The sequence below is a fragment of the Rothia nasimurium genome, assembly GCF_928392795.1.
In the GTDB taxonomy this organism is placed as follows: domain Bacteria; phylum Actinomycetota; class Actinomycetes; order Actinomycetales; family Micrococcaceae; genus Rothia; species Rothia nasimurium_F.
In genome coordinates this window covers 74,005-87,708 of the sequence record NZ_CAKMTJ010000009.1, presented here as the reverse complement: position 1 = coordinate 87,708, position 13,704 = coordinate 74,005, and the positions used below count along the sequence as shown (strand labels likewise).

10 protein-coding genes are annotated in these 13,704 nt (G+C 59.7%); 3 read left to right on the top strand and 7 right to left on the bottom strand.

The window, feature by feature from the left end; genetic code table 11:
• Positions 1–55 precede the first annotated feature (55 nt).
• From trmB to L6963_RS10025, 5 genes are all read right to left on the bottom strand, one after another.
• On the bottom strand, positions 56–877 hold the full coding sequence (gene trmB, locus L6963_RS10045; protein WP_237207535.1) for a tRNA (guanosine(46)-N7)-methyltransferase TrmB: 822 nt from the start codon (positions 875–877) through the stop codon (positions 56–58).
• Positions 878–1,037: 160 nt separating this feature from the next.
• Positions 1,038–1,664, bottom strand: coding sequence for a hypothetical protein (locus L6963_RS10040; RefSeq protein ID WP_237197025.1), 627 nt, complete (start codon positions 1,662–1,664; stop codon positions 1,038–1,040).
• A 16-nt stretch (positions 1,665–1,680) separates the two neighbouring features.
• Entirely contained in the window at positions 1,681–3,285 is a 1,605-nt protein-coding gene (locus tag L6963_RS10035; RefSeq protein ID WP_237207536.1) for a GMC oxidoreductase, read from the bottom strand.
• A 440-nt stretch (positions 3,286–3,725) separates the two neighbouring features.
• On the bottom strand, positions 3,726–5,417 hold the full coding sequence (locus L6963_RS10030; protein ID WP_237207537.1) for an alanine/glycine:cation symporter family protein: 1,692 nt from the start codon (positions 5,415–5,417) through the stop codon (positions 3,726–3,728).
• 149 nt (positions 5,418–5,566) lie between these two features.
• On the bottom strand, positions 5,567–5,974 hold the full coding sequence (locus L6963_RS10025; RefSeq protein WP_237207538.1) for a hypothetical protein: 408 nt from the start codon (positions 5,972–5,974) through the stop codon (positions 5,567–5,569).
• Between the two features lie 287 nt (positions 5,975–6,261).
• On the opposite strand from L6963_RS10025, the gene L6963_RS10020 reads away from it, so the two are divergent.
• A complete protein-coding gene (locus tag L6963_RS10020; RefSeq protein WP_237207539.1) occupies positions 6,262–7,695 on the top strand; it encodes an amino acid permease in 1,434 nt (477 codons plus the stop codon).
• Here L6963_RS10020 and L6963_RS10015 read toward each other — a convergent pair.
• Both L6963_RS10015 and L6963_RS10010 read right to left on the bottom strand, forming a co-directional pair.
• Positions 7,692–8,534: an HNH endonuclease family protein gene (locus L6963_RS10015; RefSeq protein WP_237197013.1), complete on the bottom strand. Its 843-nt coding sequence runs from the start codon at positions 8,532–8,534 to the stop codon at positions 7,692–7,694. The genes L6963_RS10020 and L6963_RS10015 overlap by 4 nt on opposite strands.
• 41 nt (positions 8,535–8,575) lie before the next feature.
• Positions 8,576–10,024 carry a hypothetical protein gene (locus L6963_RS10010; RefSeq protein WP_237207540.1) on the bottom strand — a complete coding sequence of 483 codons (1,449 nt, stop codon included), beginning with the start codon at positions 10,022–10,024 and terminating at the stop codon, positions 8,576–8,578.
• 269 nt (positions 10,025–10,293) lie between these two features.
• Between L6963_RS10010 and L6963_RS10005 the strand changes: the two genes are divergently transcribed.
• Positions 10,294–12,660, top strand: coding sequence for a Tex family protein (locus L6963_RS10005; RefSeq protein ID WP_237207541.1), 2,367 nt, complete (start codon positions 10,294–10,296; stop codon positions 12,658–12,660).
• Between the two features lie 112 nt (positions 12,661–12,772).
• Entirely contained in the window at positions 12,773–13,651 is an 879-nt protein-coding gene (locus L6963_RS10000) for an aldo/keto reductase (RefSeq protein ID WP_237197007.1), read from the top strand.
• The last annotated feature ends 53 nt before the right edge of the window (positions 13,652–13,704 follow it).

Here is a 13,704-nt window from a genome sequence, read left to right as displayed (position 1 = left end):
CCGAACACCTATGGTGCGTTCAGGTACCCGCCTGCTTTATATAGCTAACGGATTTTTACCGACGAATGTAGGTCAGGTCGTGGGCCCGGCGGCCCGCCTCACCTGCCTTGCGTTCGAAACTGGTGACCACGCGTCCGTCCCAACGAGGGGCCCAGCCGCCCAGCGGGTCTTCCTCGGTGGTGTTTTCACCGGCGTGGGCGTTGGTGAAGTCGGGGTGGGCATCAAGTACCTCACGCATGACCAGGGCATATTCTTCCCAGTCGGTGGCCAGACGCCAGATACCACCGGGCTTAAGAACCCGGGCCACCTTATCTGCAAAGGTAGGGGAGACCAGACGACGCTTGTGATGGCGGGCCTTGTGCCAGGGGTCGGGGAAGAAGACCCAGAGCTCATCAACAGAAGACTCTTCGAGCAGGTTATCGAGCAGCTCGGGGGCGTTGGCCTGGGCCACACGCACATTCTCAACCCCGGCCTGGCCCATCTTGAGCAGTAGGTCAGCGATGCCGGGGGTATAGACCTCAACGGCTAGGAAGTTAGCCTCGGGTACCTGGGTGGCACGGTTGACGATAGCCTCGCCCAGGCCTGAGCCGATTTCAACAACGAGAGGGGCGTCGGTGCGTCCGTACAGGGCCTGCTGGTCAAAGACCGCGCCCTCAGCGACGGAGGTGTCGCCGATGTTGCGGGGTAGGTCAAGCACATGGGTAGGGGCGTAGGTATCCCAGGCCTTCTGGCGGCGGGCGGTCAGGCGGTCGCCGCGGCGGACGAACGAGTAGGGTTGGCGGTGGAACTGCTCAGGGACGGGGGCGGTCAGGTCTTCACCTGCCGCTGCGCGCTCGGCCTTAGCCGCCAGATCCTGCTTCTGCTTATTGGTTTCCATAACTCTCCTTGCGAGGTTGAAACAGATAAACCGGCGCGCACGGAAACGCAAAGTGCCGCCGGTAGGGGAAAGAAAGACTTCCCCAAGTATATCGTCACAGATAGACACCGGGGCAGGCTGAAAACAGCCTGCCCCGGTGGAGGGTCCCTGACGGTTCTACTTAGTAGATAACACGGCCCTGGGTGACGCCCATGTGCTCAAAGTTATCGTCTGAATCGCCGTCCATCTCATCGATGACAGTAACTGCTACGAAAAGCTCGTACTGGACGTTCCAGAAAGGGAAATTCACGTAATAGCGCAGGGGAATCTCTACGGACTCACCGGGCTGTAGGACGCCGGAGTAGGTCCAGGTAAAGGAGGGTGAACCCCAGCCTGCCTGTCCAGCGTACGCGAAGGTGACGAGCGGATCACTTGAGTTAACGTAGGTGCCGGCCCGGTTTGAACCGGTAGCGTCTGTAGCAACATCGTTCATGTCGGTCAGTAGGGTGCCGCTGGGGTTCACTGCGGGCACCGTACCAACGTTGGTGATGGTCATGGTGTTGGGGAAAGACGCGTAGGCAGCAACGTTGGTTCTTGTGGTCGGACCACGATAGATGGGGCTATCGTAGACCGGCTGAAAAGTTGACCAGTCCACAGTGGGATCAGAGAGCAGAATTGCTAGATCGGTGCGGGGGATCTCTTCGAAGCTCGCTGCGTAAGCGGGGATAGCACTGGTAGCCAGGACGGCGGGGGCCGCCCAGGCACCAGCTTTCAGTACGGTGCGGCGTTTGGGAGTGTGCGCAGTCATTGTGTGCTTTCTGTGTTTAGGCGAAACGGCCTGCTGCCAGCAGACGGTCCATGTTGCGTTCTGCGATAGCAGTGATGGTTACAAAGGGGTTAACACCAATTTTGCCAGGAATCAGGGAGCCGTCCATAACAAAGAGACCGGGAACACCCTTTACTTCACCGTTGAGGTCGGTGGTTTCACCGATGACGGCACCGCCGAGGGGGTGGTAGGTGAAGTAGTCAGCGAAGGTCTTGCCGTCCTTGAAGAGACCCTTGTTGTAGCTGGTTCCTGAGTTAGCGGCGTTCATCTTATCCATGAAGGCCCTAGCTGCTGCAACGCCGGGGGCTGCCTTGGCGGAGTCCCAATCCAGTTCCATAGAGCCGGTTGAGTTGTTCCAGGTGAACTTGCCCTTGTTGGGGTTGTTGGTGATAGCCAGGTAGAGGCCGATACGCATATCGATACCGGCGGGAAAGGGGGCCAGCTCAGCGAAGACCGAGTTGGTGGAGTTATCCCAGTTTGAGACACCCATGGCAGGGATGCCGGACTGGTAGCCACCGGTCGCAGCGTTCATATTACGGGCAACCATGATGTTGCCGTTGGGGCCCCAGTTGGTACCGAGGGTGGCGGGCAGGTTCTTGATGGTGCCGAAGTTCTTGGCCTGCAGGAGCAGACGGTTGGTGCCCACGGAACCGGCAGCCATGATAACGCGGTCGTAGACCTTCTTGGTGTTGCTGACCAGGTTGCCCTTGAAGTCGATGGTCTTCAGGTCCAGGGAGAAGGTGCCGTCGGCCTGCTGGGTAATGGAGGTTACCTCGGTCATGGTGGTCAGGTTGACCTTGCCGGTTGCGAAAGCAGTGGCGAGGATGGTCTTGGGCAGGGACTTCTTGCCGTAGTCGTTACCGAAGATAACCTGGCCGCCGAGAGCTGACTTGGGAACGCGGGCGAAGTTTTCCTGGCGCATGTAGTTCCAGTCGTACACGTTGGGTACGAGCTGGTGCTTGAAGCCGGCCTTGGCTGCCTGGGAGGCTGAGAGGCGTGAGAACTGGTACCACTTGGAGGTACCTACGATGTCGGAGGGTGGTACGTTGACACCAAGGTTTGAGTTGGCACGGGGGAAGTAGGTTGCGTACATTTCCGCAGCGTCGAGCTGGGGGAGGACCTGCTGGAAGTAGGACCGGATGGGGGTAACGGCCATACCACCGTTGGCGAGGGAGCCACCGCCGACGCCCTTGCCCACGTAGACCTTCATGTTAGCGAAGCGCTCAACGCCGAGTACGCCGGCTGCACGGCCGATGGAGCGGTTAACGAAGTCCATGCCTGCGATGCTTGAGAGAGGCATGTCGGTGCGGTCTTCGAACCACATGGATCGTTCGGTGGGGGAGGTCATCTGGTCAAACTTGTAGCCGTTTGACTTAGCTGCCATATTTTCCCAGTCGGCACCCATTTCGATCATGTCGACGGTGTAGCCCTTTTCGGTGAGGGCGCGGGCTGCAACAGCGCCACCGTAGCCGGAACCGATGATAGCAATGCGCTTCTGGCCGTTAGCATGGGCGCTGGTAGCGGTAGCGGCGGTCAGAGCGGACGCGGCAGATGCTGCTGCGGTCAGCTTCAGAGCTGAGCGACGGTTTGGGGTAAATGACATGGGTGTGTCCTCTTCTAAAAGTACAGGTGCTAGACCGAGTGGAGTGACGCTCCTCAACCTTTGGGGGTAGGATGCAAGAGCTTTGTGGGCTGTTCAGCAATATTCTGGGGGATATTTTTCAGAATGCGAAAAGTCCTGTCCCCATTTTAGCGGTAGTTGTGGTGCTTTTATGTCACAGTTTGTGGGGGTGGTAGCCTCTTGTGCGTCCTGCTGTGCTGGAAAAATTTCTGGTAATGAATGGTGGGGAGGGTGGTTCCACCTATGCGGGGATGGTTCGCCATATGGAATTTCCTCCTGTTTTAGCTTCTGAAGCGAAATAATGCTTGATGAATCAAGGGAAATTTTAAAAACAGGCAGGTGGAAAGCTGGAGGCGCGGTGTTTTTTAAAAAATCCACTCGTACTAGTTAAAGCTGGAAATTTGTGTGATGGATACGAAAAATTATTTTGCACTGTTCGTCGGGTCGTCGATTGCCCGAGGGTCAGTAGGGGTGCCAAAGGTGGGTTTTGCCTGCTGAATAATGGGCAGGGAGCCGGTGTGTAGCGGGATGCTTCCCGTATTGACGTCGTCAATGGTGATGTCGTAAACCTCTGGCTGAGTGGACTGGGCAGCGTCGTCAGCCAGCATTTTTTCGGTGATGACTTTAAGGCTGGTGGTATCGGGGTGTTCTAAAACCGGGTTCTTCTGGGAGAGGTCAACCTCGTGGTCGATTTGGGCGTCCAGGCCGCCGAGGTGGCCGTACATGAAGCTGTCGATGTTATCGACCGTTGCTTCAAAGTTGGGGTCGTGGGTGAGGTACTTCTTGGTTTCGCGGGCTACAAGACCAGAGAGTAGTAGTAGGCCGATGAGGTTGGGGATGGCCATCAGGCCGTTCATGATATCTGAGAAGGTGAAAACCAGAGTGAGCGGGGCGATGGCACCAAGCCCACAGACCAGGGCAAAAATCATGCGATAGCTAACGATAGCCTTGGCGCCCCCGCCGAGTGACTCTAGGGCGCGTTCGCCGTAGTAGGACCAGCCGAGCACGGTGGAGTAGCCCAGGAGTGCCAGGCAGAAGGTGACGACGTAGCCGCCCCAATCACCGGGCAGGCCGGTGGCAAAAGCAATGGATGTTGATGTGGCCGGGTCATCGCCCCGCCAGGCGCCCGTTGTGAGCAGGATGAACCCCGTCACTGAGATCACCACGATGGTGTCGACAAAGGTTTGAGTCATGGAGGCTAGCCCCTGGCGGACGGGGTGGGACGTGGTTGCTACCGCTGCGGGGATAGCTGCTGTTCCCATACCCGACTCGTTGGAGAATAGTGAGCGCTGGGCGCCGACCTGCAGGGCAAAGATCATTCCGGCGCCGACGGCTCCACCGAGGGCGCCCTCTCCGGTAAAGGCGCCTCGCAGAATCATGGCAAAGGCCTCTGGGAGCATGTGGGCGTTGATGGCCACGATATAGACTCCAAATCCCAGGTAGAGCAGAATCATGAGGGGCACGCAAAGGGCTGTGACCTTTGAGACGGTTTTGATGCCGCCGAGCAGGGCTGCTGCAGTTCCTAGGGTAAGGACGCCCGCGGTGAGGTAGGGCGGAATGTTGAAGGAGTGCTCTAGGTTAGCTGAGATGGCGTTTGCCTGGGTCATGTTTCCGATGCCGAAGCAGGCGAAGACGCAGCAGATGGCAAACATGGTGGCGAGGAATTTTCCGAAGCGGTTGGGGATGCCTCGCTGCAGGTAGGCCTGCGGGCCGCCGGTAAGTTCGCCCATTTTGTCCCGGTGGCGGAAGCGGACGCCGAGGAAGCATTCGGCGTATTTTGAGGCCATGCCAAAAATCGCGGTGACCCACATCCAGAAGAGAGCTCCGGGGCCACCGATGCTGAGGGAGAGGGCTACGCCAACGATGTTGCCGGTGCCTACGGTGGCGCCGAGGGAGGTGCTCATGGCCTGGAAGGAAGATATTTCGCCTTTGGCTCCTTCTTGTCGAGAGCGGCGTCCGAACTGCAGGCTCATGGCCTTGGTGAAGAGTCTGAGCTGGATAAGACCCAGGCGGACGGTGAGGAAGATGCCGGTGCCAATCAGCAGGGGTAGGAGGAGGAAGGGGCCCCAGATGAAGCTGCTGGCTGTGTCGAGTGCTTCTTGCAGGGTGCCCACGGGTCTATCCTTTTCCTTCTCTGTGGTCTAGCTCTCGTTAATTTATCACACAGCTGATGATGAGCTTACTTTCTGTTGGTTTATTAAGGATAGAAAACCGCCCCGCTCCTGGAAGGAGCGGGGCGGTGAGGTAATAGAGGAGCTGGGGGCTACTTCTTCTTGCCGGAGAAGAGGAGGGCCAGGCCTGCGCCGAGCAGGACGACGTCCTTAGCCATGGCGGTGCCCTCCTGGGTGGGGCGAATGCCGTCCTTCTCGGTCATGGAATCAATGCCGAAGTACATGCTTAGCAGGCCGCTTGAGAAAGCGGTCAGGCCCAGGCCTGCCAGCTTGGGGGAAACGAAAGGGGTCAGCAGGGCTGCACCCAGGGCGGTTTCGCTGACAGCAAGGGCCTTGCCGAACTGCTTGTCGGAGAGCTTGGCTACCTGGGGGACGCCGGCTGAAGCCATGCCCTTGAGGTGGCCGTAGGTGGCCTCGTCCATGGAGAGCTTGCCGATGCCTGAGTTGAGAATCAGGGCACCGGTGGTCAGGCGGAGGGCGGCGTTTGAAAGCTTGGGCATGAGAAATCCTATCGATAGGGGCCTCGGTGTCGCGCGGCAACCCGAGAAAATTTTGTTTCCGTGTAAACATTCTAGCGCGGTGGTGGCGGCTTGAACAGCGGGAAAGTGTGGACGAGCGGACGCCCGGGGTGACCCTGTGCGGAAAAAACACCCCTGCTAGAAGGACTACACTTGACCTGAACTATAACAAAATACCGGTCTGGAAAGGCGCGCAATCCCTGCTCTCCCCGCAGAAGAGGGGTCGTGTTCGCTCCCGGCAGGTCTTTGACTCTTCTAAGGGGGCGCTCATGGCTACAGCCGAGCACACACCTGAACCGCAGGCGGCAGAAGGCCTGCAGCGCGGTCTTTCGAACCGTCATATCCAGCTCATCGCCATTGGTGGCGCTATCGGCACCGGCCTCTTTATGGGCTCGGGCAAGACCATCTCACTCGCAGGCCCGTCACTGCTGCTGGTCTACGCCATTATTGGTGCCGTGATCTTCCTGGTACTCCGCGCTATGGGAGAGCTGTTGCTCTCCAACCTCAAGTACAAGACCTTCAATGACTTCATCACTGACCTGCTGGGCCCCAGCGCAGGTTTCCTTATGGGCTGGTCCTACTGGTTTACCTGGGTCGTCATCGGTGTTGCCGATATCATCGCCATCACCAGCTACGTTCATTTCTGGTGGCCTGACCTCCCTGCCTGGATCCCAGCCCTCTGTCTCATCGGCCTGCTGCTGGCCCTGAACCTACCCAGCGTGAAGAACTTCGGTGAAATCGAGTTCTGGTTTGCCTTGATCAAGATTGTGGCTATCGTCCTGCTCATCATCGTGGGCCTGGTGATGGTCTTTGCAGGTTTTACCTCACCCAACGGTGACAAGGCCTCCGTAGCAAACCTGTGGAACGACGGCGGCTTCTTCCCCATGGGCGCAAGTGGCTTCTTCGCCGCCTTCCAGATCGGCATCTTTGCCTTCCTGGGCGCTGAGCTTATCGGCACCACTGCAGCTGAAACTAAAGACCCCACCAAGACCCTGCCCCGCGCCATCAACGCGGTGCCGGTGCGTATCATTGTCTTCTACGTGCTGACCCTGGCCGTGATTCTGATGGTGACCCCCTGGCGCAACATCGATCCCAACCAGAGTCCCTTTGTTGAGATGTTCACCCTGGCAGGTCTGGGCTTCGCCGCCCACCTGGTGAACTTCGTCGTGCTCACCAGTGCGACCTCGTCCGCGAATTCGGGCATCTTCTCAACCTCCCGCATGATTTACGGCTTGGCGCAAAACGGCAATGCCCCCGCCATCTTCGGCAAGCTCTCCAAAAACGGCGTGCCCCGCAACGGTCTTTTCCTGACCACCGTATTGCTATTCACGGGTCTGATTCTGCTCTACTCGGGTGACTCCCTCATTGCCGCCTTCACCCTGGTCACTACGGTGGCATCGGTGCTGACCGTTGTGACCTGGTCGCTGATTATGATTGCCTACCTCAAGTACCGCAGGACCCGCCCGCAGCTGCACGAGGCGTCCGTCTACAAGCTACCCGGTGGTGTCTTTACCTGCTACGCTGTGCTGGCCTTCTTTGTGGGCGTCATCGTGCTGCTCTTTATGTACGAAGATACCCGCCAGGCCCTCATTGCCATGCCGGTCTGGTATGCCCTGTTAGGTGCTGGCTGGTGGCTCATCTACCGCAAGAACCGCGGCCAGACCCTCACCGCCCGTGCCGAGGAGAAGTCCAAGCACCACTAGCCCGCAAAAGCTGACCTGTAAGCGGGCTGGTCAGGGCAGGTTGCCAGGACGCCCTGCATAGCCCGCTTTTCAGCGCTGGTGACAGTGAGCTGGTAGGCAGCTTTGACCGATACCTGCCGTGCCACATACTCGCAACGATAGCCTGGCTGGGGGAGCCAGGCGTCCGCGCTTTTATCGGACTTCTCGGTGTTAGCCGTCCGCCCCGCAGCCTGAAGGTTAAGAGGGTCGTTAGCGAGCAGAACGCGCCGCTCATCACTCCACTGCCAGGCCCCCGAAGACCAGGCGTTGGATAGGGCCACTACATGGTCAATGGGGACAGCTTCACTGGTCTTAGGCCCGCGTGTAAAGTCGATAGTCTCAGCCGTGTAGGGGTCCACGAGGCTACCCGAGAGCACATAGCAGTTACTTGCAACGTCAAGATCGGTCAGGTCACGGGTGAGAATATCGTTGCGCTGATCGCAGCCATTGCGGTCAATATCGGCCCACGGGTCTCCGTAGGCATCTCGCTTGTACCTGACCTGGGCGTAGGGCTCAGCTACCGTCAGGGTAGCAAGCACCTCACTTGCTGTGGAATAGGTCTGCACCCCGGAGCCAGCAAAACCGGTGCTCACGGCGGTGCCTGCCGGATTGAGTAAATCATCGAGGGCAGCGCGGACGTTCCACTCGTGAGAGCGCAACCAGAGCACACCACCCACCAGCAAGACCATAACCAACAGAAGGGCTAGCGCTCGCCGCAGCCCGCGGGGCAGATCCGCTACAAGGCGGACGCCCGCACGGATTTGGCGGTCGCTGGGCGCAGAAAAACGGGGAGCGGACGGACGTTTACGGGAGGCACTCATAGGCAACCCATTCTAGCGCTGGGAGCTGGGCACCTCTCCCCTTAAAAATCGTCAATTGATATGAAACCGTTACCGGTCACCGGAACCATGGGGATAGAGCCGGTACTGGGGTGGGCAGTATTCACCGAAAGGCTACCCGTCGGGTCATCTGACTGGTAGTAATCAGGGTGGTCACAGCCCATGCCCCGGTGCATGGCTTCAATGACGCCTTCTGCGGCGTCCGAAACCGACAGGAAATTTCGAGCCCAGCGGCCGCCCGGCGCGGGAGCCGTCCACCCGGCCTTTTCTAGCATCTCCGTATCAAGCTCCACTTCGATGGCCTCAAACTCGTCGGGGGACGTGAGCTCACAGAAGTAACCGGCAGGCGAACGGAAGATACTCACAAAGTTAGTGACGTCCTCCGTTTCCACTATCTCAGGAGAGAGGTAGTAGATCCGCAGTGAAAGGGTCCAGGGCAGTTCATCAAGACGCTGCTTGGTGACCGATAGGAGCTGCTGCCAGGCACGGGCGGTACGCTCACTCTCGGTCAGCACTTTTGGCTGTACCACGCCGATACCCTGGGCCTGAATCTCTTGAATGTTGAGAGGCTCGGTGGGGTCAACCGGGGGCTGGTTAATGGGGCGAGCTGGCAAAGCGGGTGAACCGCCTAAGGCCATCGCGTCGTTGAGCATCTGGCGGCCAGCCTGCAGAGCCAGGTGCCAAGAGCCGTACTTGGCTCGTACCGTACCTAGATGGGGCACGCGTCCGCTCCGGGTAGGGTCTTCAGCCCAGCTGCCGTAGAGCAGAACCGAGGGTTTACGGTCGTAGCGGATACAGTAGTTCAGGAACTCGCCCAGAGTATTGCGGAAGGTGCGCTCGCTCAGGGTGCCAGCCTCGAGTTTAATACCCTGCCCCTCAGCATCCGGCGGGCAGGCCCCCACCTTGAGCAGGGCCTTGGACCAGGAACGGTCCCCCAGACGGTCCTCAATCAGTGCCCGGGACGGGGGCCAGGAGAAATCCCCACGAGAGATATGGGCAATCTCCTGCGGCAGATGGGCGAGAAAGTCGTCGTAGGCCTGCTCTTCGAGCTCGGTATAGGGGTGTTCCGCCATGTATTTGAGGGCCGCACCGATACGCCCGACAATTCCGGCAATTGCCTCAGCGGGGACCGCAAAGGACTCCAGCATACGCGGAAGATCCTGGATGATGGTCGGGTCAAGACCTACCGCCGCGTACTCATAGTCGGGCTCAAAATCAAAACTGACAGCTACTGCGTACCAGATAGCCGAGGCCATGAGCACATTTGAGTGGGTTTGCCCCTGGCTACCGCTAAAGAGCCAGCGGCCAGAATGAACGGCCTGATCTAGTAGGTCGCGATCGATATCGGGGTAGAGCACGGACGCACGGTGTACGGCTTCGGAGGAGGTCCAGCCCATGCGCGCCAGGCCGCTTAACAGAGAATCGTAGCGTTCACAGAACTCTGTATAGGTAAGATCAGCTGCGTCTGGCACGGTGGTTCTCCAAAGCAAGGTTAAATCAAGGGCGTGGTAGCGGTACAAGAGACTCGGCGTAGGTCTGGTGATGCCGGTGCCGAAAATATATACCCTGTATGACTACTACTTTATGTGGTGTTAACCCTCTCTGCCCACTGCAAGCGTAACTATTACACACAGGGTTGGTGGTACACGCTGTCTTATGTGAATCAGGTGACTAGAACGCCCTTTGAACCCAGACCTCTTGCTGAACCCGGTCATAAAACCGGTATGAGAAACTAGAAACTATGACACATGCAGGCGCGCTAGCAGATTCCCCCACCCCTCTTCCTCCTATTGAGGAACGTATCGCTGTAGAACTCGGCGCCCGGGCCGACCAGGTGCGCTCAGCCGTAGCCCTGCTCGATGACGGGGCTACCGTGCCCTTCATCGCCCGCTACCGCAAGGAAGCCACCGGTGGGCTAGACGACGCTCAACTGCGTACCCTCGCCGAACGCCTGCGCTACCTGCGGGAACTCGAAGAGCGCCGGGCAGCTATTATGCAGACCCTCCACGAACGCGCCCTGCTCACCGACGAGCTGGCCGCCGCGCTGGCGTCCGCGCCCACCAAAAACGAGCTCGAGGCGCTCTATGCGCCCCACAAAACCAAACGCAAGACCCTGGCTTTTCTCGCCCGTGAAGCCGGGCTGGAGTCCCTGGTTGAAGATCTGCTCGAAGTTCCCTTTGCCCCCACTGCCGACATCGCTGACGCCTACGTCGAGCCTGAACTGGCCGATGCTGAACCCGGTACCGTTGAGGCTACCGTTGCCTCGGTCGACAATGCCCTGGACGGGGCCCGGGCTATCTTGATTGAGCAGGCCATGACCGACCCCGCCCTGGCCGAAATCCTCCGCCAGCGCTTTGTACGCCGCGGCGTTATCACCTCCCGCCTGATTCCCGGTCAGCAGGAAGCCGGGGCGAAGTTCAGCGATTACTTCGAGTTCAACGAAGAAATCCGCCGCATCCCCTCCCACCGGGTACTGGCCCTGCTCCGCGCCGAAAAAGAAGGCGCCGTTAAGGTCAGCTTCGATGTGGATGTGCTGCCCCCGGCCAAGTCCTCCCTCAAGGGTGCCGCCCGCGAAGCTGCTGAGATTCTGGCCGAAGAATACGACCGGGAACGCAGCTGGTATGAACGCACCGTAGCCGAAGCCCTCGGCATCGGTGCCCAGGTGCTCAACATGGTCTCCGACGAAACCATGGTGGTTGGCTGGCTGGCCAAGACCGTGCGCATTGCCTGGCGCCAGCGTCTGCTGCCCCGCCTGGCTGCTGAGGCCAGAACCTCCCTCTTTGAGCAGGCGGAAAAGGACGCCATCGCCGTCTTTGCCTCGAACCTGCGCGATGTGCTGCTGGCAGCCCCCGCTGGCTCCCGTACCACTCTGGGACTCGACCCCGGGCTGCGCACCGGCGTCAAGGTCGCCGTCGTTGGGCAGACCGGCCAGGTACTGGCCACCGACGTTATTTACCCCCATGCCCCCCGAAACCAGTGGCAGGCGTCCCTCGATACCCTCACCCAGCTGGTGCGCGCCCACGGTGTAGAACTGATTGCTATCGGCAATGGAACAGCCAGCCGTGAAACCGACAAACTGGCTAGCGACCTGATTAAAGAGTGCGCAGCTAAGGGCCTACGAGGCCTCGAAAAAGTGGTGGTCTCCGAAGCCGGAGCCTCCGTCTATTCAGCCTCAGAACTGGCCAGCCGCGAACTACCCGGCATGGACGTCTCCCTGCGCGGGGCAGTTTCGATTGCCCGCCGCCTGCAAGATCCCCTGGCCGAACTCGTCAAAATCGAACCCCAATCGATCGGTGTGGGTCAGTACCAGCACGACGTCTCACCGGCAGCCCTCACCCGTGCCCTGGATGGCGTGGTTGAAGACTCCGTCAACGCTGTTGGTGTACTCGTGAACTCCGCCTCCCCGGCTCTTCTTGCCCGGGTGGCGGGCTTCAACAAGACCATTGCCGACAACATCGTCACCTACCGCACCGAGCACGGCCCCTTCACCCGTCGTACCGACCTGCTCAAGGTACCCCGTCTTGGGCCCAAGGCTTTTGAACAGGCTGCAGGCTTCGTCCGTATCACAGGCGGGTCCGAGCCCCTGGACGCCTCCGGCGTACACCCCGAATCCTACGACCTGGCCCGCAGCATTGTGGCAGCTGCTGGTGGCTTCACCCAGGGTAAGGCCAGCGCAGAAAGCCTAGCTGCCCTCAATCCGCGCGACTTTACCAGCGAAACTGTTGGTCTGCCCACCGTTACCGACATCATCGCTGAACTTTCTGCACCCGGTCGAGACCCCCGCCCCACCTTCCGCACCGCCCGCTTCGAAGAAGGCATTGAAACTATCGCGGACCTCGTTCCCGGCATGATCCTGGAGGGAACCGTCTCCAACGTCGCCGCCTTTGGTGCCTTCGTCGACATCGGCGTCCACCAGGACGGCCTGATCCACGTCTCGCAGATGAGCCGCGACTTCGTCTCTGACCCCCACACCATCGTCAAATCTGGCGATATCGTGCAGGTTCGTGTGGTTGAAGCTGATCCTGCTCGCAAACGGATCTCTCTTTCCCTGCTCCTTGAAGAGCCAGAACCTCGCGGGCGTAAGACAAGCGGACGCCGGCGCCGCTAGTCAAAACGGCAGGCAGGGGTGCGGCTGCAACCAGCACCCTGAACGCCAGCCCCGAGCCAGCTGGCTGCCACTGCACCCCGCCCCTGCATTCTCCACAGCAAAGGACCTCACCATGAACCTGTCCCTGACCATGAACGATGGCTGCAGCATTCCCCAGCTAGGCTTTGGTACCTGCCGTATCGCACCGGCTGCCACCGCAGCAGCAGTAGCAACCGCCCTCGACACCGGGTACCGTCACATCGATACCGCCACCATCTACAAGAATGAAGCGGGAGTGGGGCAGGCCGTGGCCGAATCTGGCTTACCCCGCGCCGAGCTCTTCGTGACCACCAAGCTCTGGAATACCGACCAGGGCTACGACACCGCTATCGAAGCGGCCGAACGCTCCCTGGAACTTCTGGGTCTGGACTACCTCGACCTCTACCTCATCCACTGGGCCCAGCCCAGTCTTGATCGCTACCGGGCCTCCTGGGAAGCCCTGGTCGAGCTGCGCGAGCGCGGGCTGGTACGCTCCATCGGCGTCTCTAACTTCACCGACACCCAGCTTGACCAGATCATCGGCGACACCGGCGTCACCCCGGCTGTCAACCAGATTGAACTGCACCCCTACCTCACCCAAACCAGCATGCGGGCAGAAAACTCAGCCCGCGGCGTCCTCACCGAAGCCTGGAGCCCTCTCGGCAACGGCTTGGTGCTGACCGACCCCGCCCTGCAAGAGCTGGCCGGGCGCCGCGGTATTGGGGTGGCTGAGCTGGTGCTGGCCTGGCACCTGACTATAGGTAACGTGGTTATCCCCAAGACCGAAACACCCTCCCGCATGGCCTCCAACCTGGCGATGCAGGGAATGGAACTAACCCCTGACGAAATAGCGGCTATCGAAGCCCTGCACCGTAACCACCGCCTCGGCGGCGACCCCGCCGAAGGGGACCTGGGCGCACCTGAATATAGCGACCGGCGCTCGTTCACCCCTGCCGAACAGGCTAGGGGCTAATCAGAAGAGCGGACTAGAGTGGGGTGTGACCGTGCATACTCGAAAGGAAAAAC